The following is a 17,983-nucleotide window of genomic DNA, read 5'->3' as shown; positions in this document are numbered from 1 at the left end:
TCGGCCGCAGCCCCCGCCCTGTCAATCCGCCAGCGCCGCCCGCAGCGCGCGCACTGCCGCCGCCGACGTGCGCCGCATCCCGCCCGGTCCGGCAAAGCCCAGATCGACCACGCGCCCGGCCACGGGAACCTGTTCCGCGCAAGAGGCATGAACCGCGGTCAGCGGCAGGTGGCGCAGGGCCAACACGGTCGCCGCGGTGATCCCCGATCCGGGCATGATCGCGATCCGTCCGCGCGCCTGTCCGATCAGGTCCGCGATTGCGCCGGCGCCGTCGATCGCGGTCCGTGCACCGCCCGAGGTCAGGACACGGTCAAACCCCAGGTCGATCGCCAGTTCCAGCGCCTCGCCCCTGTCCGGCGTCAGATCGAAAGCGCGGTGCAATGTCAGATCCATGCCCGCCGCGGCCCCGATCAGCCTGCGCAGGATGGCCGCATCAAGCCGCCCGTCCGGCCGGCTGGCACCAAGAACCACGCCCGCAAGACCCGCGGCACGGGCATGGCCGATGTCGGCCTCCATCTGCCGGACCTCGCCCGCATCAAAAACGAAATCCCCTGCGCGGGGGCGGATCATCGCATGAACGGGAACCGGCGACCTTCGCGCCGCATGGGCCATGAACCCCGCCGAAGGCGTCAGCCCGCCCAGGGCCAGCGCCGCGCAAAGCTCGATCCGGTCAGCACCGCCGGTCAGCGCCTGTTCAAGCCCCTCGCCATCGTCCACGCAGATCTCGATCAGGATGTCAGCCATGCGCCTGCCACCCCGCATGCGCCGCCCCGATCAACCCCGGCTCCACCCGGTGATGCGCCTGCACCAGAAGCGGGGCCTTGTGGCGGTAAAGCGTGAGCCCGCGCACGGCGGCATCAAGCGTGGCCACAAGGGCTTCCGACTTGCCCAGACCCCCGCCCACCGGCACCACCGTCGCCCCCACGGTGTTGACGATCATCGCCAGCGGCGCGGCCAGAAGGTCGGCCCATACGGCAACGGTTTCGGTCGCTTCCGGGTCGCCGGCCTGCCAGTCATCCTCGATCCCGCGCGACGGTCGGGCGCGGTTGTGCAGCGTCTCGTGCAGGCGTTCCAGCCCCCGCGCACCGCCGACCGGGTCAAGGCAGCCGTCCAACCCGCAGCCGCAGGCAAAGACCGGTAGGTCGTGCCCCCTGACATGGCGGTTCATCACCGGGCCGTGCCCCCATTCGCCCGCGAAGCCGCCGGGCCCGGTGACAAGCCGGCCGTCGATCACCAGACCGCCGCCCACACCTGTGCCAAGGATCACGCCGAACACGGTCCGGTGGCCTGCGCCCGCGCCGCTTCCTGCCTCGGCGAGCGCGAAGGCATCCGCGTCGTTGACGACCGTCACCGGCAGATCCAGCGCGCGCTGCAAGTCATCGGCCAGCATGATCCCGTCGACGCAGGGGATGTTGGCGCAGCGCATCACGCCGCTGTCCGGATCGACGCAGCCCGCGATCGAAACCGCGACACGTTCCGCACCGGGCGGAAGCAGGCTGCGCAGCGCCTGGGCGAAGGCCGGGAAGGACGCACCCGGCGTGTCGACCGCGCCTAGAGGTTCCAGCGCGCCAGTCCGGGCAGACACCGCCGCCTTGACCCGCGACCCGCCGATATCGAAGACCCCGATCATGCCCGCCTGTTCCCCGCCCGCTCCGCATCGTTCCGCCCTGTCCTAGCAGCAAGGCCCCGCGGCAGGATAGCCCCCGCTTGACACCTGCCACCCGCCGGGGGCAAAGGGGCGGACCCCAGCGGAAAGGACGTGCCATGACCATGACGGCGGATGACAGGCTGATCGTTGCACTTGATGTGCCGAACGTGGTCCAGGGGCTGGATCTGGCAGAGCGGATCGGGGATGCCGTCAGCTTCTACAAGATCGGGCTTGGCATGCTGACCGGGGGTGGCCTTGCCCTTGCCAACGAACTGAAACAGGAACACGGCAAGCGCATCTTTCTGGACATGAAGTTCTTCGACATCGGCGCCACGGTCGAGGCCGCGGTGCGCGGCATCGCGCAATACGACCTCGACTTCCTGACCGTGCATGGCGACCCGCAGGTGGTGCGCGCGGCGGGCGAGGGCAAGCGTGGCACCGGGCTGAAGATCCTTGCGGTCACGGTCCTGACCTCGCTGGACCGCGCCGATCTTGACGCGAACCTGATCAAGCCCGGCGACATCCACGAGATCACTCTGGAACGCGCGCAGCGCGCGCTGGAAGCCGGGGCCGACGGCGTGATCGCCAGCCCGCAGGAAGCGGCGATGATCCGCGCCCTGCCGGTGGCCAAGGGCCGCCTGATCGTCACGCCCGGCGTGCGCCCGGTCGGTGCGGCCCTGGGCGACCAGAAGCGCGTGGCGACGCCCGCGCAGGCGATCCGGGACGGGGCAGATCACATCGTGGTGGGCCGCCCGGTCTGGGCCGCGCCCGATCCGCGCGCGGCGGCGCAGGCGATCGTCACCGAACTGGCCACGATCTGACCCAAGGGGCGGAACGGCCGGCCCCTGCGTTTTCCGGTGCGGATCAGTTCTTGTTGATGTCGCGCTTGACCACGCGGACCTCGCCGCTCTGGTAGGGAAAGACGGCGCGCAGCGCCGCCCATGCCGCCAGCGACAGGACGGCAAAGACCAGCAGCATCAGCGGAAGGTTTCCACCCAGGACGCCGATCAGGATCAGCAGGCCAACGGCCACCGCCCCCATCGCGAAACCCAGAAAGATATATCCCGGCAGCAGGACCTCGACCACGCCGACAAGCACGCCGCCCACCACCCAGGCCCACCAGGTCGACCAGATCATCAAAGCCGTCCTTTCAACATCTTGAAGGCATCTCCGAAGGCTTCAAGGACATTGGCGGGCAGGATGATGGTCTGCTTGCCCTGGCCCTGCCCCACGGTCGAAAGCGCCTCGACCTGTTTCAACGCCACCTGATATTGCGCCGCCTCAAGTCCGTTTTCCTTGATTGCGGCGGCGATCACGCCGGTCGAATAGGCCTCGGCATCGGCCAGCACGCGGCGGGCCTTGGCCTCTTGTTCGGCGGCGTACAGATCGGCATCTGCCGCCAGTTCCACGGCACGGCGCTTGCCTTCGGCTTCGGTCACAAGGGCCCGTCGCGCGCGTTCCGCATTCAGCTGCTGAAGCATCGCGGCGCGCGTCGCCTCATCCAGGTTGACGTCCAGGATCTCGGCCCGCGTCACCTCGACCCCCCAATCGTCAACCATCAGCGCCACCGCCTCGCGCACCTTCTGGATCAGCTCGGCACGGTTCGACTGCACCTGATCCAGTTCCAGCTTGCCGATTTCCGAACGCACGATCCCGGCCACGGTCGTGGCGATGGCCCCGTCGATGTCGCGGATCCGGTAGACGGTCTTTTCCGGTTCCGTGATCCTGTAGAACACGCTCGTTTCCACCTTCACCAGCACGTTGTCGGCGGTGATCGCGTCTTGGCTGGCATTGGGAAGCTGGCGTTCGAGGATCGAGATTCGATGCGCGATCCGGTCAAGGAACGGCACCACGAAGTTCAGCCCCGGCCCCAGCACCGACCGCAGGCGCCCGAAACGTTCGACGACATGCATTTCCGATTGCGGGACGATCCGCACGCCCAGAAAGATGCAAAGGATGATGAACAGCGCCAGAGCGACGAAAACCGCATTGCCGCCGACCAGATCTTCAAGCCGCATGACCTATCCCCCCCAATCCCCCTGCCGCCAGAGGCACCGTTTTTCCAACATGGGGCAGGCGGGCAGGCGGCGCAAGCCCGATGGCCGCGCCGCCGGTCTCGATCAGAAGATGACAATCTGGTCCTCGATCGCCGCAAGGGATCGCACACCGTCGAAAATGATGACATCGCCGTTCGCGAATCTGAGCGCCGCATCGCCATCGATCCGCGTTCCGAACCGGTCGACGACATCCCCGGCGTCCAGCCGCCCGGACCAGAGCCGCGCGGAAAGCCGAAGTTCATCATCCTGCGCGACCCGGAAATCGGTGATGACATCGCGGCCGTAGCCACGGGAAAAGACAAAGTCGTCTGCCCCGTTCCCGCCTGACATCCTGTCGGCGCCGCGACCGCCGTCCAGGGCATCGCGACCGCCGCCGCCCTTCAACAGGTCATTCCCGGCATCCCCGGCCAGCCGGTCATTGCCGATCCCCCCGTCAAGGGTGTCCGCGGCGGCACCACCGGACAAACGATCGTTCCCGCCCGCACCGGCAAGACTGTCACGCCCGCCACCGCCCCAAAGCTTGTCAGCGCCCGGACCACCCTCCAGCCGGTCGTTCCCGGTGTCGCCAAACAGGCTGTCGTTGCCGCCCAGACCGATCAGCGTGTCGTTCCCGCCAGCGCCGCGACGCACATCGGCCCCCGCCGTCCCGGTCAGATTGTCATTGCCCGGCCCGCCATTCGTGGGAGGCGGTGGAGGCACGACCGACGGAATGGTGAAATCGCGCAGCACGACCTCGTATCCGCCTGTGCCGGGACGAACGAACGCAGCCATGAACCCGCCATCATCCGTGCCGATCACGTCGGGCCTGTTCGATGTCGAACTGGGGATGTCGGTCTGGTTCAGACGGAACTCGCCGCCGATCGGGGTGCCATTCGCGGCGTATCGCTGTCCGAGGATCTGGACCTGCCACGTCCCGCTGGAAGACAGGAACGGATTGGCCTCCCATGCGACAAGGAATCCTCCGTCCTCCAGCGCGGTCACGACCGGATCAAGCTGGTTCCGGCTTGTGGTGGAATTGACGTGGAATTCGCCCCCGACCCTGGCTCCGGTCGCGCTGAACCGCTGTCCGTAGATGCCCCATTCGCTGTCGGTTCCTTGCCCGTAGGATTGCCAGACCGCGACAAAGCCGCCGCTTTCCAAAGCGGTGATCCTGACACCTTCCTGCATCCCCCCGACATGGGTGTTGAGCGTGATCTCGCCGCCGACGCGCGCGCCCGTCGCCGAATAGACCTGGGCATAGACACCGTAATTGCCATTGTTCGTCACCGCCTTGGTATCCCAGGCGATGACGAAGCCCCCATTCGGCAACGCGGTGACCGAGGGATTGAGCTGGTAGTTGGCCACGGTCGTGTTCACAAGGAAATTGCCGCCGATCTTGTTGCCATTGGCACCGATGATCTGGGCAAAGACGGCCGAGGCGTCCCCATCCGCGTTCTTGGCGCTGCTCTGGTTGTTCGTGCTCCAGGTGACGACGGTCCGCCCGTCGGCAAGTGCGGCAATGGACGGAAATTCGCCCCAGTAATGGCTGGTATCGGCATTGACCGTGTAGCCCGCCATCTTGCGCGTGCCGTTCGCGTTGAACTGCTCGATCCAGATGAAGTTCTCGCTGGTCTTGTAGGTGATCGAAAAGCCGCCGTCCGGAAGGGCGGCGATATCAGGACGGGCCGACCCCGACCCGCTAAGCGAATTCACCCGGAACTCGTCTCCGATCGGGGCCCCGTCGCGGGTGAAAAGGCGCGCGGCGACCAACGTCGTGTTCGCATAGTTCCAGGTTGCGACGACATTGCCGTTTGCAAGCTGCGTCAACTGCACGTCATAGGCGTTGTTCGGCAACTGATTGATCAGGATGTCGCCGGTGCGCGGAATCGTGTTCACTGGCATCTTAACCTCGTTTTCACACCCCTGATTCCGGGGCGATCAAAGCAAGGCACAACTTGCGCCAAACCGCTTTGAAGCAGGTCAAATTCGGCGCCTTTTCATGACCTTGATGATGCGACGGGCTGACGCATCAGACCATCTGCCAGATCAGCCGCAGGGCCGGCGCTGCGGGGGCGATCCGCTGGACGCGGTCGGAATCCGGCGCGCCGGAAAGACGGCCGCCGTCAGCATCAGGGCAAGATTGCCCGCGACTTGCGGCATCGCACACCTTCGGGAAAACGTGCCTCGGTCAGCGCGCCGATGCGCGATGTAAGGGACCTTAACGCAAGTCGAACCGGCGCGATACCCGTCCCACGCGTCGACCGTCCTTCAGGGCGAAATCCGGGTCGAACGCGTAATCGACAAAGCCGATGCGGGCGTAATAGGCCAGTCCGGGCACGTTGTCGGCGCGGATGCTGGCATGGATCGTGGCGATCCCGGCGGCCCGCGCCTCGATCAGGGTGCGGGCGAACAGGCCCGCTCCGATGCCCCTTGCCTGACATCCCGGATCGACGAAAGTGCCGATATGCGCATCACCCTCCCACCAGCCGATGGCCTGCCAGCCCAGGACCCTGCCTGCGCCCTCGGCGACAACCGCGGTGATACACTCCGGCCCGTCGATATAGTCCTTGCGCACCGTTTCGGGGCTTTTCGGAACCTGATGGGCAGTCGTTCCGCCGATGGCGATGATCCGGTTCAGCAAACCGGTCATCGCTTCGGCATCGGCGGGTATGGCGGCCCGGACGATCACGCGGCGAACTCGTCGCGGGCATAGCCCTGCAGGAACAGAAGCGCCGTCAGGTCACCGTGGTTGATGCGGATGTCGCATTGCGCCGCGACCGAAGGCTTGGCGTGCAGCGCCACCCCGGAACCGGCACGGGCCAGCATGGCCAGATCGTTCGCGCCGTCGCCCACGGCGATCGCCTCCTGCGTGGATATCCCCAGCCGCGCCGAAATCTCGATCAGCGCATCCAGCTTGGCCTGCTTGCCAAGGATCGGCTCGGCCACCTCGCCTGCAAGTGTCTCGCCATGCGTCAGCAGCGTATTCGCGCGGTTTTCATCAAACCCCAGCATCGCCGCGATCCGCGCGGTAAAGGCGGTGAACCCGCCCGACACCAGCGCCGCATAGCCACCCCGCGCGCGCATCGTCGCCACCAGTTCCCGCCCGCCCGGCATAAGCGTGATCCGGTCGCGGATCACCCGGTCGATCACCTCGACCGGAAGCCCCTTCAACAGGCCCACGCGTTCCCGCAGCGCCGATTCGAAATCCAGCTCGCCATTCATTGCACGGGCGGTGATACCCGCCACATAGGCGCCGACGCCCGCTTCATCGGCCAGTTCGTCGATACATTCCTGACGGATCATGGTGCTGTCCATGTCGGCGATCAAAAGGCGCTTGCGGCGCCCTTCCGCGGGTTGAACCACCAGATCGACGCCCAGTGCCTGCAACCCTTCCCACACCTGCCAGCGATTGTCCGGCACGGCGGGCAGATCGAATTCGGCCGCAACCCCCGGATCAAGCCAGCGCGCCGCGCCCCCACCCCAGGCATTGCGAAGCGATTCCACCGTTTCGCGCGAAAGGATCGGGCGTGCGGGATCGGTCAGAAGGGTGGCGATGAACATCAGGGCGTATCCAGGGTTGGGCAGCACGGTTTCCGGCAAGGTTTCCGGCAGAGTTTCCGGCAGAGTTTCCGATAGTGACGCGGTGCGTCGTTTTTTCCGTATCAAGCGGCGCTTTACGACGATTTTCCCGCTTGTGCCAGCCCGCGCCGCCCCGTATTTGCGGCGGTGGGACACCCCTCCCCAACGAGGGGCATTTATCTGGAAGGATACCATGGCTGACATGACCGCCCCGGCTGCGCGCCCGGCAAATCCGCGCTTTTCCTCTGGCCCCTGCGCCAAGATCCCCGGCTATTCCCTCGATCTTCTGTCCGACGCGCCGCTTGGCCGGTCGCATCGCGCGGCAGTGGGCAAGGACAAGCTGAAGCTGGCGATCGACCTGACCCGCGAAATCCTGAACGTTCCCGCCGACTACCGGATCGGCATCGTCCCCGGTTCCGACACCGGCGCGGTGGAAATGGCGATGTGGTCCCTTCTGGGCGCGCGCCCGGTCGAAATGCTGGCCTGGGAATCCTTCGGCGAAGGCTGGGTCACGGATGCCGTGAAACAACTGAAGCTGGACGCCACGGTGAAGAAGGCCCCCTACGGCCAGATCGTCGACCTGGCGACCGTCGATTTCGACAAGGACGTGGTGTTCACCTGGAACGGCACCACCTCGGGCGTGCGTGTGGCAAATGGCGATGCGATCCCCGCCGATCGCGCCGGCCTCACGATCTGTGACGCGACCAGCGCCGCCTTCGCGATGGACCTGCCCTGGGACAAGCTCGATGTCGTGACCTTCTCCTGGCAGAAGGTTCTGGGCGGCGAGGGCGCGCACGGGATGCTGATCCTGTCGCCCCGCGCGGTCGAACGGCTGGAAACGCATACCCCCGCCTGGCCCATGCCCAAGATCTTCCGCATGACCAAGGGCGGCAAGCTGATCGAAGGCATCTTCCTGGGCGAGACGATCAACACGCCCTCGATGCTGGCGGTCGAGGATTACCTGGTGGCCCTGAACTGGGCCAAGTCCATCGGCGGCCTGCCCGCGCTCGTGGCCCGGGCCGAAGCGAACGCCCGCACCGTGTGGGAGTTCTGCGCGGCGCATGACTGGATCGCGAACCTGGCCGAAGACCCGGCCACCTCCTCGACGACCAGCGTCTGCCTGAAATTCACCGATCCGCGCATCACCGACGGCGCCGCCTTTGCCAAGGCGGTGGCCAAGCGGCTGGAAAAGGCAGGCGTGGCGCTGGATGTGGGCGCCTATCGCGATGCCCCTCCGGGCCTGCGCATCTGGTGCGGTTCGACGGTGGAACAGTCCGACGTCGCGGCCCTGATGCCGTGGATCGACTGGGCGTTCCGGCAGGAAATCTCTGCGCTGGCCGCTGCAGCCTGATCCCCTTCCGCCTCTGCCCCCGGAAAACTCCGCGCCGGGCAGGGGCCCCTTTCCCCACATTCAAGGAGTCCATCCCATGGCCCCCCGCGTTCTCGTTTCCGACGAACTTTCCGAAACCGCCGTCCAGATCTTCCGCGACCGCGGAGTCGAAGTCGACTACATGCCGAAGCTCGGCAAGGACAAGGAAAAGCTGGCCGAACTGATCGCCCAGTATGACGGCCTTGCCATCCGCTCGGCCACCAAGGTCACCGAAAAGCTGCTGGAAAAGGCCGACCGGCTGAAGGTTGTCGGCCGCGCCGGCATCGGCGTCGACAATGTCGATATCCCGGCCGCCTCGAAGAAGGGCGTGATCGTGATGAACACGCCGTTCGGCAACTCGATCACCACCGCCGAACACGCCATCGCGATGATGTTCGCCGTCGCCCGCCAGATCCCCGAGGCCAATGCCTCCACCCATGCGGGCAAGTGGGAGAAATCCCGCTTCATGGGGGTCGAACTGTTCAACAAGACCCTGGGCGTCATCGGCGCGGGCAACATCGGCGGCATCGTCTGTGACCGCGCTGTCGGCCTGAAGATGAAGGTGATCGCCTATGATCCCTTCCTGTCGGAAGAACGGGCAAAGCAACTGGGCGTGACCAAGGTGGAGCTGGATGAACTTCTGGCGCGTGCCGATTTCATCACGCTCCATGTTCCGCTGACCGACAAGACCCGCAACATCCTGAGCCGCGAGAACCTCGCCAAAACGAAAACCGGCGTGCGCATCATCAACTGCGCCCGCGGCGGCCTGATCGACGAGGCCGCGCTGAAGGACGCGCTGGACACCGGCCATGTCGCCGCCGCCGCCCTCGATGTCTTCGAGGTCGAACCCGCCACCGAGAACGTCCTGTTCAACCACCCGAATGTCGTCTGCACCCCGCATCTGGGCGCCGCCACGACGGAAGCCCAGGAAAACGTCGCGCTTCAGGTGGCCGAACAGATGTCGGACTACCTGCTGTCGGGCGCGGTGCAGAACGCGCTGAACATGCCCAACGTCACCGCCGAAGAGGCCGCTGTCATGGGCCCCTGGATCAAGCTCGCCGGGCATCTCGGCAGCTTCATCGGCCAGATGACGGACGAGCCGATCAAGGCGATCAACATCCTCTATGACGGCCGCGTGGCCGAAATGAACCTCGCCGCGCTGAACCAGGCGGTGATTGCCGGGGTGATGAAGGCCTCGAACCCGGATGTGAACCTTGTCTCGGCCCCGATCGTCGCCAAGGAACGCGGCATCCAGGTCTCGACCACGAAGCAGGACAAGACCGGCACCTTCGACGCCTATATCAAGGTCACGATGGTCACCGACAAGCGCGAGCGGTCGGTCGCGGGCACCTGCTTTGCCGATGGCAAGCCGCGCTTCATCCAGATCAAGGGCATCAACATCGACGCCGAGGTGGGGCAGCACATGCTTTACACCACGAACGAGGACGTGCCCGGCATCATCGGCCTTCTGGGGATGACGATGGGCAAGAACGGCGTCAACATCGCCAACTTCACCCTCGGCCGGTCGGGCGTGGGGCAGGACGCGATCGCCATCCTCTACCTCGACCAGGCGATCGACCCGAAAGTGGTGGAAACGCTGGAATCCACCGGCATGTTCCAGCAGGTCAAGCCGCTGGAATTCGACGTGGCATGACGGGCCGGGGCGAAGCCCGCCCCTTGCCCCTTCATTCTGGCTGAAATATCCCGGGGGTCCGGGGGCAACGCCCCCGGCCCTTCTTCATTTCCATAACCGGACCGGATCATGCGCGCCTATGCCATCGGGGATATCCACGGCCATCTGGACCTTCTGAAAGGCGCCCATGACCGCATCGCCGCCGATCAGGCGGTGCATGGCCCGGCGCCCGTGATCCATGTCGGCGACATGGTGGATCGCGGCCCCGACAGCCGCGGCGTGATCGACTGGCTGATGCAGGGGCAGGCCGACGGACGCGACTGGACCGTGCTGAAGGGCAATCACGACCGGATGTTCCACATCTACCTGACCGCCATCGACGCCCGCGATCCGGGACTCCGGGCCGAATTCTCGTGGCTGCATCCGCGCATCGGCGGGGCGGCGACGCTGGCATCCTACGGGGTGGCGAATGCGGGCGACCGCCCGCTCGCCCCGGTCTTCGACGAGGCCGTCAAGGCCGTCCCTCAGACGCATCGCGACTGGCTGGAACGTCTGCCCGGCTGGCACCGCCTGGGCGAAGTGGTCTTTGTCCACGCGGGCATCCGCCCCGGCGTGGCGATGGAGGACCAGACCGAGACCGACCTGTGCTGGATCCGCGCGCCCTTCCTTGACTTCACGGGCGATCACGGCGCGCTGGTGGTGCATGGGCACACCCATCTGGATGCCCCCACCCATTACGGCAACCGCGTGAACATCGACAGCGGCGCGGCCTATGGCGGCCCGCTCACCGCCATCGTCATCGAGGGGCGCGAGGTCTTTCACCTGACCGAGGCGGGGCGTGTGCCCCTGCACCCGAAAACCGCCTAGGCCGGTTTGCCAGCACCGTCGCGCGCCAGCGCCAGCGCCTGTTCCAGAACGGTCGCATCCCCAACGTGATTGGCCAGTATCAGGATCAGCCGCGCGTTCAGCGCCGCACTTTCTGCGTCTGTCAGGCCGCGATGGGTGGCCAGCAGCCGGGCATAGAACCCGTCGACATCGGCGATGTTGGGGGCCGTGATCAGGCTCATGTCCGTCCCTCCCGTGATGCGGTCAGCGCCGCGGCGATCTCTTCCACTCCGCAGGCCGTCCAGCGCGCCGCAACCACCTGATCGGGGCGAATCAGATAGACCGCCGCACCCGCCCCGCCCAGATAGCGCGCCGCCAGTTCCGGCGTCACCGGCAGGGCCAGCGCCCGCGCCCCCGGCACCTCGGGCGCCGCACAACCGATCGCCAGAACGGTGAACCCGACCCCCAGCCTTTCCAGAAGCCAGCCATCGGCCAAAGGCGCATCCGGGGCGACCGCGCCAGGGCGTGACACCTCGGGCAGACCCGTCGCATCCGGGGCGACCAGAGGATAGACGCAGGGCCGCGAAAGCCGACCCGAGTTCACCATCGGGCGGGCGAAATCCACCCGGTTCGCCAGATGTAGCACCGCGTCGCGGAACAGCCGTTCCACCCCGTCCTCGGGCGACATGAACCGCGTCGAGCGGGCGGAATTCAGGATGTTCTCGTCTGCGCCGAACTGGCGTTCACGGTCGAAAGCCGCCAGCGCCGCCTCGGGCGCCTCGCCCCTGACCACGCCGGCCAGCCGCCAGCCCAGGGCATCCACGTCGCCCAGCCCGCCGTTCCCGCCCCTGGCGCCGAAGGGCGACACGACATGCGCGCTGTCGCCCACAAAGATCACCCGTCCCTGCACGAAGTTGCGCAACCGGCGGCACTGGAAAGTATAAACCGACACCCAGTCCAGCCGGAAATCCCGGTGCCCCACTACCTTTTCGATCCGCGGGATGACGCGTTCGGGCTTTCGTTCCTCTTCGGGGTCGGTGTTCCAGCCCAGTTGCAGGTCGATGCGATAGATGTTGTCGGGCTGCTTGTGCAACAGCGCCGACTGGCCCGGATGGAAGGTCGGCTCGAACCAGAACCAGCGCTCGCTCGGAAAGTCGGCCGCCATCTCGATATCGGCGATCAGGAACCGTTCCTCGAACAGTTCGCCATCGAAATCCAGCCCCAGCATCGCCCGCACAGGCGACCGTGCGCCGTCGCAGGCGATCAGCCAATCGGCCTCCAGCCGGTAGTCGCCATCCGGCGTCTCGATCACCGCAACGGCATGATCCGCGGCCTGTTCCACCGCCTTGACGCGGTTCCTGAACCGCAGGTCGATCAGCGCGTTCGCCTGCGCCGCCTCGATCAGGTATTCCTCGACATAATACTGCTGAAGGTTCACGAAGGCCGGCATCTTGTGGCCATCCTCGGGAAGCAGATCGAAGGTAAAGACCTCTCGATCCCGGTGCCACGTGCGCCCGACCTTCCAGGTCACGCCCTTTTCCACGCAGCGCGCGCCGATGCCGATCCGGTCCAGGATTTCGAGGCTGCGCTTGGACCAGCAGATCGCCCGGCTGCCCACCGACACCACGTCATTGTCATCGACGATGACCGAGGGCACGCCATGTTGCGCCAGTTCCAGCGCCATCGCCAGGCCGATCGGCCCCGCCCCCACGATCGCCACCTTGTGGCGCGGCTCAGGCGCGGTCAGTCCGGGCGGGCGGTGATAGGCATAGGGCTTGTAGTCATAGGGCATCCGTCACCCCTCCCTCTTCCGGGCGCGATCCCGCCACAACGCCCGGATCGACAGAACCAGCGTTCCGCCGAAGAAGGCCCCGGCCAGCCCAACCACCTCGACCAGCCCCGGACCTTCGGGAAGGCCGCGGATCGCCAGCAGCGCGGACAGAAGCGCAAGCCCCGCGACCGAGAGCGCCAGCCTGAACCACCATTCGCCGCGCGACGGTCCGAACCTGTTCATCCCTGCAGCGCCTCCCACATTTCGCGGTCCCGCTCGGCCGTCCAGATGCGCGGCGTATCGATCCCGCGCGCCTCGTCCCAGGCGCGGGCCACGTTGAAAGGCAGGCAATGCTCATAGATGGCATACTCGCCGAATTTTTGGTCACATTCGGCGCGCGCCGCGTCCCAGGCCTGTTTCAGGCTGCCGCCGCGCGCCGCCACGCGCGCCACCGGGCGATAGGTGCTTTCCACGAAATCCGCGGTGTTGGCGATGGCCTTCGCCACCATCTCGCGCCCGATCAGGGCATCCCCCCGGCCCGGTGCGATGGCCACCGGATCGAAGGCCGCGATGTTGGCCAGCGTCTCGCCCCAGTCGGCGAAATGGCCGTCGCCGCAATAGCAGGCGGAATGGTATTCGACGATATCGCCGGTGAACATCACCTCGGCATCCGGCACCCAGACCACGGCATCGCCCGCCGTATGGGCGCGGCCCAGATGCATGATGTCCACCCGGCGCTTGCCCAGGTAGACCGTCATCGCGTCGCTGAAGGTCGTGGTGGGCCAGGTCAGCCCCGGAATTTCCTCATGCCCCTGGAACAGGCGCGGGAAGCGGCCGAATTCGCTGGCCCAGTCCTCGGCCCCGCGTTCCACCACCATCGCGCGGGCGGCATCCGACATGATGACCTCGCGCGCGCCATAGGCCGAGGCGCCCAGAACCCGAACCGCATGGTAATGCGTCAGCACCAGATGGGTGATCGGCTTGTCCGTCACCTGACGGATGCACTCCACCACCTTGCGGGCAAGGCGCGGGGTCGCCTGCGCCTCGACCACCATCACGCTATCATCGCCGATGATGACGCCGCTGTTCGGGTCGCCCTCGGCGGTAAAGGCGTAAAGCCCGTCACCGACCTCGGTGAAACTGATCTTCTTTTCCGCAAGATCCCCCTGCGAGGCGAACGCCTTTGCCATGTCCCTATCTCCCTGCGTCGACCGGGTCCGCGTGGGCGGCGATCACCCGTCCCGCGCATTCCCCGAAACCGATCCTGTATCCATCGCCCTGCGCCCCGCCACGAAAGACGACGCGGTCGCCGTCCTCCAGGAAGCTGCGCGTCACGCCGCCCACCAGTGCCAGCGGTTCCTTCCCGCCCCAGCTCAGCTCAAGCATCGACCCGCGGCTGTCCTTTTCCGCCCCCGAAATCGTGCCCGACCCCAGAAGATCGCCGACGTTCATCGGGCAGCCGCTGGTGGTGTGGTGGCACAACTGCTGCGCCGCCGAATAATACATCTCGGCATAGGTCGTGCGGGTAATCACGGTTTCCGCCCCCCCGTCCGGCGTCAGCCAGACCTCAAGCGCGATGTCATAAAGCATCGGGCCCGGTTCGGTCAGATGCGGCAACAGAGGCAACTCGCGCGCGGGCGTTGCCACCCGGAAGGGCTCCAGCGCGGCGCGGGTGACGATCCAGGGGCTGATCGTTGTGGCGGTCGCCTTGGCCTGGAAGGGGCCAAGCGGCTGGTATTCCCAGGCCTGCACATCCCGTGCCGACCAGTCGTTCAGCAGGACATAGCCAAAGATCATCTCGTCGGCCCGCGCCACCGAAACCATCCCTTCCGATGCCTGCCCGACGATGGCGCCCATTTCCAGCTCGAAGTCGAACCGCCGCGACGGCGCGAAGATGGGTGCCGGATGATCGGCCCCCTTCAACTGCCCCCAGGGGCGGCGCACATCCGTCCCCGACACCACGACCGAGGACGCCCGCCCGTTATAGCCGATGGGAATATGCAGCCAGTTCGGCGGCAGCGCGTTTTCCGGCCCGCGAAACATCGACCCCACGTTGAACGCATGGTTCCGCCCGGCATAGAAATCGGTGTATTCGGCCACGAGGAACGGCATATGCATCCGCGCCTCGGACAGCGGCCAAAGATGCGGTTCCGCCGCCGCCCGATCGGCCGATCCCTTCGCCAGGATCCCCGTCAGCCGCGACCGCAACGCGGCCCATGTGGCCGGCCCGGCCTCCATCACCTCGTTCCAGAAGGGCACGTCCAGCAACGGCCCGCCCAGGTCGATCAGGCCCTCTGCCTCGAGCGCCGCCACATCAAGGACGAAATCGCCGATCGCCACGCCACAGCGCGGATCATCCCCGTCGATCGAGAACACCCCACAGGGCAGGTTGTTCAGCGGAAAGTCGCAACCTTCACGGTTGGCACTTTCGACCCATGACCGGATCAACCCCATCGCGCCTGTCCTTCATTCTGGAAAAAATATCCTCGGGGGTCCGGGGGGCAGACAGCCCCCCGGCCTTCTCACTTCACGCCGGGCGTGCCGTCGAACTTCTTTTCAAGCCCCAGCCAGCAGTCGATGTAATCGTCCTGCAGCGGCGCTTCCTTCGCGGCAAACTCCGTCAGGTGCTGCGGAAAGCGCGTCTCGAACATGAAACTCATGGTGTTGTCCAGCTTTTCGGGCTTCAGATCGGCGTTCGACGCGCCTTCAAAGGCGTTCCGGTCCGGCCCGTGCGGCAGCATCATGTTGTGCAGGCTCATCCCGCCCGGGACAAAGCCCTGGGGCTTGGCATCGTACTGGCCATAGATGTTGCCCATCAGTTCCGACATGATGTTCTTGTGATACCACGGCGGGCGGAACGTGTTTTCCGCCACCATCCAGCGTTCGCGGAACAGCACGAAGTCGATGTTGGCCGTGCCCGGCACGCCCGAGGGCGCGGTCAGCACGGTAAAGATCGACGGATCGGGGTGATCGAACAGGATCGCGCCCACCGGGCAATAGGTGCGCAGGTCGTATTTCACCGGCGCGTAATTGCCGTGCCAGGCCACAACGTCCAGCGGGCTGTGGCCGATGCGGGTGCGATGAAACTGGCCACACCATTTCACGGTGACGGTCGAAGGCACCTCGCGGTCCTCGAAGGCCGCCACCGGCGTCTTGAAATCGCGCCGGTTCGCCATGCAGTTCGCGCCGATCGGCCCGCGTCCGGGCAGTTCAAACTTCTGCCCGTAGTTCTCGCAGACAAAGCCGCGCGCCGGCCCCTCGATCAGCTCGACCCGATAGACCAGACCGCGCGGTATGATGGCGATCTCCTTCGGCTCAAGGTCGATGATCCCCAGTTCGGTGCAGAACCGCAGCCGCCCTTCCTGCGGCACGATCAGAATCTCGCTGTCGGCCGAAAAGAAATAGTCGTCCACCATGCTTTCGGTCACAAGGTAGATGTGGCTGGCCATGCCAACCTGGGTGTTCACGTCTCCGGCCGTCGTCATGGTGCGCATGCCGGTCAGCCAGGTCAGCGCCGCGTCCGTCCGGGCGACCGGGTCCCAGCGGTACTGGCCCAGGCTGATCACATCGGGCAACACGTTCGGCGCGGATTTCCAGTAGGGCAGCTCGATCTTTTCGAACCGGTGGGTGTGCTTCACGCTGGGGCGGATGCGATAGCACCAGGTGCGTTCGTTCTGATGGCTGGGCGCGGTGAAGGCGGTGCCGGAAAGCTGTTCGCCGTAAAGGCCATAGTTGCATTTCTGCGGGCTGTTCATGCCCTGCGGCAGTGCGCCCGGCAACGCCTCGGTTTCGAAATCGTTGCCGAAACCCGGCATGTAGCCCTCGACCGTTCCGGTTGTGTCCACGGCGCGGACCATGCCGCGCGGGGTGCCTTGCTGATTCATCGCGCCCTCCCCCGACAAGTCGGTGCAATAGATGAGATTTCCTTGCATGATTTATCGTTGCAAATGCAACGAAGTCAAGTCGCCTCGCTTGCGGGTTGTCCGATTCCGTGCTGACATGATGGCCCAGAGCCCCCGCGCCCGCGCCCCGCGCCCCAATCCGACCGAAGGTGTGCCCATTGTCCGGTTTCGATCTTGCCGCCTTCCTGCCCTATCAGCTTGCGGTGGCCTCGGCCCGCGTGAGCCGGGGCTTTGCAGACCTCTACCGGGCCGAATTCGGCATCTCGCTTCCCGAATGGCGGGTTCTGGCGCATCTGGCAGGGTCCGAGGCGGTGTCCGTCCGCGAGATCCACGCGCGCGTGGATATGGACAAATCCAAGGTCAGCCGGGCCGCCGCGCGGCTTGAATCGCAGGGGCTGATCGAAAAGCGGACCCACCCCGAAGACCGGCGCCTTGTCGAAATGCGCCTGACGGACCGGGGCCGCGACCTGATCGAACGGATCGTGCCCGTGGCAAACGCCTATCAGGCCCGCATCCTGGCAGAGCTTGGCCCGGACGCGGCCCCGTTCCGCACCGCCCTGCAAACCCTTCTGGGGGATCGGACATGATCACGCTTTACGATTACTGGCGGTCTTCAGCCTCCTATCGGGTGCGCATCGCGCTTAACCTGCTCGGGCTGCCCTATCGCACCGTTCCGGTGGACCTGCTGGCGGGCGATCACCGCGGTGCGGACAACGTCGCCCGGAATCCGCAGGGTCTGGTTCCGACGCTGGAAATCGACGGCCTGCGGCTCACGCAATCACTGGCGATCATCGAATACCTGGATGAAACCCGCGCAGGCGGGTTCCTTCCGTCCGATGCCGCCGGGCGGGCGCGGGTGCGGGCGCTGGCCCATGCCATCGCGATGGAAATCGCGCCCGTCTGCAACCTGTCCGTCCGCAAGCACGCCGCCGCAATCTCGGGCGGGGCGGTCACGGCGGATGACTGGCAGCGCCATTTCATCGGTCGTGGCTTTGACGCCCTGAACCGGATGCTGGATCACGGGCCTGCCGGGCCCTATTGCCACGGCGACCGTGTCACGCTGGCCGATCTGTGCCTCGTCCCGCAGGTCTACAATGCGACCCGCGTCGGGATCGACGTAACGTCATACTCGAACATCGACCGGGTGATCGGCAATCTGGCGCTGCTGCCGGAAGTTGCCGCAGCCCATCCCGACCGCCACCAACCGAAAGGCTGATCCC

Annotated in this window: 19 protein-coding genes; 6 read left to right on the top strand and 13 right to left on the bottom strand. The window is 66.1% G+C overall.

Going from position 1 to position 17,983, the window contains the following annotated elements:
* Positions 1-21: 21 nt before the first annotated feature.
* Positions 22-744, bottom strand: coding sequence for a copper homeostasis protein CutC (locus E7811_RS08775; protein ID WP_136394135.1), 723 nt, complete (start codon positions 742-744; stop codon positions 22-24).
* A complete protein-coding gene (locus tag E7811_RS08770; RefSeq protein WP_136394134.1) occupies positions 737-1,630 on the bottom strand; it encodes an ROK family protein in 894 nt (297 codons plus the stop codon). Before E7811_RS08770 ends, E7811_RS08775 begins: the two co-directional genes overlap by 8 nt.
* Before the next feature lie 134 nt (positions 1,631-1,764).
* Here E7811_RS08770 and pyrF point away from each other — a divergent pair, with 134 nt between their 5' ends.
* Positions 1,765-2,469: an orotidine-5'-phosphate decarboxylase gene (gene pyrF, locus E7811_RS08765; protein WP_136394133.1), complete on the top strand. Its 705-nt coding sequence runs from the start codon at positions 1,765-1,767 to the stop codon at positions 2,467-2,469.
* 43 nt (positions 2,470-2,512) lie between these two features.
* Here the strand turns inward: pyrF and E7811_RS08760 are convergent, their stop codons facing one another.
* The 5 genes from E7811_RS08760 to serB all read right to left on the bottom strand — a co-directional run bounded on the left by E7811_RS08760 (position 2,513) and on the right by serB (position 7,245).
* Positions 2,513-2,785 carry an NfeD family protein gene (locus E7811_RS08760; RefSeq protein ID WP_136394132.1) on the bottom strand — a complete coding sequence of 91 codons (273 nt, stop codon included), beginning with the start codon at positions 2,783-2,785 and terminating at the stop codon, positions 2,513-2,515.
* Complete coding sequence (locus E7811_RS08755; protein WP_136394131.1) at positions 2,785-3,666, bottom strand: SPFH domain-containing protein; 882 nt, start codon at positions 3,664-3,666, stop codon at positions 2,785-2,787. Before E7811_RS08755 ends, E7811_RS08760 begins: the two co-directional genes overlap by 1 nt.
* Before the next feature lie 102 nt (positions 3,667-3,768).
* Positions 3,769-5,586 carry a calcium-binding protein gene (locus E7811_RS18200; protein ID WP_246020272.1) on the bottom strand — a complete coding sequence of 606 codons (1,818 nt, stop codon included), beginning with the start codon at positions 5,584-5,586 and terminating at the stop codon, positions 3,769-3,771.
* Positions 5,587-5,902: 316 nt separating this feature from the next.
* Positions 5,903-6,334, bottom strand: coding sequence for a GNAT family N-acetyltransferase (locus tag E7811_RS08745; protein ID WP_246020271.1), 432 nt, complete (start codon positions 6,332-6,334; stop codon positions 5,903-5,905).
* A gap of 35 nt (positions 6,335-6,369) precedes the next feature.
* A complete protein-coding gene (gene serB, locus E7811_RS08740) occupies positions 6,370-7,245 on the bottom strand; it encodes a phosphoserine phosphatase SerB (protein ID WP_136394290.1) in 876 nt (291 codons plus the stop codon).
* 211 nt (positions 7,246-7,456) lie between these two features.
* Between serB and E7811_RS08735 the strand changes: the two genes are divergently transcribed.
* The 3 genes from E7811_RS08735 (at position 7,457) to E7811_RS08725 (ending at position 11,132) form a co-directional block, all read left to right on the top strand.
* On the top strand, positions 7,457-8,614 hold the full coding sequence (locus E7811_RS08735; RefSeq protein WP_136394129.1) for a phosphoserine transaminase: 1,158 nt from the start codon (positions 7,457-7,459) through the stop codon (positions 8,612-8,614).
* 76 nt (positions 8,615-8,690) lie between these two features.
* Positions 8,691-10,286, top strand: a complete 1,596-nt coding sequence (gene serA / locus E7811_RS08730; protein ID WP_136394128.1) for a phosphoglycerate dehydrogenase — start codon at positions 8,691-8,693, stop codon at positions 10,284-10,286.
* Between the two features lie 108 nt (positions 10,287-10,394).
* Entirely contained in the window at positions 10,395-11,132 is a 738-nt protein-coding gene (locus tag E7811_RS08725; protein ID WP_136394127.1) for a metallophosphoesterase, read from the top strand.
* Here E7811_RS08725 and E7811_RS08720 read toward each other — a convergent pair.
* From E7811_RS08720 to hmgA, 6 genes are all read right to left on the bottom strand, one after another.
* Positions 11,129-11,332, bottom strand: coding sequence for a DUF2783 domain-containing protein (locus tag E7811_RS08720; protein WP_136394126.1), 204 nt, complete (start codon positions 11,330-11,332; stop codon positions 11,129-11,131). The two genes, E7811_RS08725 and E7811_RS08720, sit on opposite strands and share 4 nt — an antisense overlap.
* Positions 11,329-12,882 carry an FAD-dependent oxidoreductase gene (locus tag E7811_RS08715; protein ID WP_136394125.1) on the bottom strand — a complete coding sequence of 518 codons (1,554 nt, stop codon included), beginning with the start codon at positions 12,880-12,882 and terminating at the stop codon, positions 11,329-11,331. The genes E7811_RS08720 and E7811_RS08715 overlap by 4 nt, the downstream gene beginning before the upstream one ends.
* A 3-nt stretch (positions 12,883-12,885) precedes the next feature.
* Complete coding sequence (locus E7811_RS08710) at positions 12,886-13,104, bottom strand: hypothetical protein (RefSeq protein ID WP_136394124.1); 219 nt, start codon at positions 13,102-13,104, stop codon at positions 12,886-12,888.
* On the bottom strand, positions 13,101-14,051 hold the full coding sequence (locus tag E7811_RS08705) for an MBL fold metallo-hydrolase (protein ID WP_136394123.1): 951 nt from the start codon (positions 14,049-14,051) through the stop codon (positions 13,101-13,103). The genes E7811_RS08710 and E7811_RS08705 overlap by 4 nt, the downstream gene beginning before the upstream one ends.
* 4 nt (positions 14,052-14,055) lie before the next feature.
* Complete coding sequence (gene fahA, locus E7811_RS08700; RefSeq protein WP_136394122.1) at positions 14,056-15,315, bottom strand: fumarylacetoacetase; 1,260 nt, start codon at positions 15,313-15,315, stop codon at positions 14,056-14,058.
* 68 nt (positions 15,316-15,383) lie between these two features.
* Positions 15,384-16,745, bottom strand: a complete 1,362-nt coding sequence (hmgA, locus tag E7811_RS08695) for a homogentisate 1,2-dioxygenase (RefSeq protein ID WP_136394121.1) — start codon at positions 16,743-16,745, stop codon at positions 15,384-15,386.
* A gap of 167 nt (positions 16,746-16,912) precedes the next feature.
* Here hmgA and E7811_RS08690 point away from each other — a divergent pair, with 167 nt between their 5' ends.
* Complete coding sequence (locus E7811_RS08690) at positions 16,913-17,350, top strand: MarR family winged helix-turn-helix transcriptional regulator (protein ID WP_342773345.1); 438 nt, start codon at positions 16,913-16,915, stop codon at positions 17,348-17,350.
* Entirely contained in the window at positions 17,347-17,979 is a 633-nt protein-coding gene (gene maiA / locus E7811_RS08685) for a maleylacetoacetate isomerase (RefSeq protein WP_136394119.1), read from the top strand. Before E7811_RS08690 ends, maiA begins: the two co-directional genes overlap by 4 nt.
* Positions 17,980-17,983: the final 4 nt, after the last annotated feature.

It is taken from the genome of Aliigemmobacter aestuarii, from assembly GCF_004799285.1.
Lineage (GTDB): Bacteria > Pseudomonadota > Alphaproteobacteria > Rhodobacterales > Rhodobacteraceae > Aliigemmobacter > Aliigemmobacter aestuarii.
This window is presented reverse-complemented; position numbering and strand designations above follow the sequence as displayed.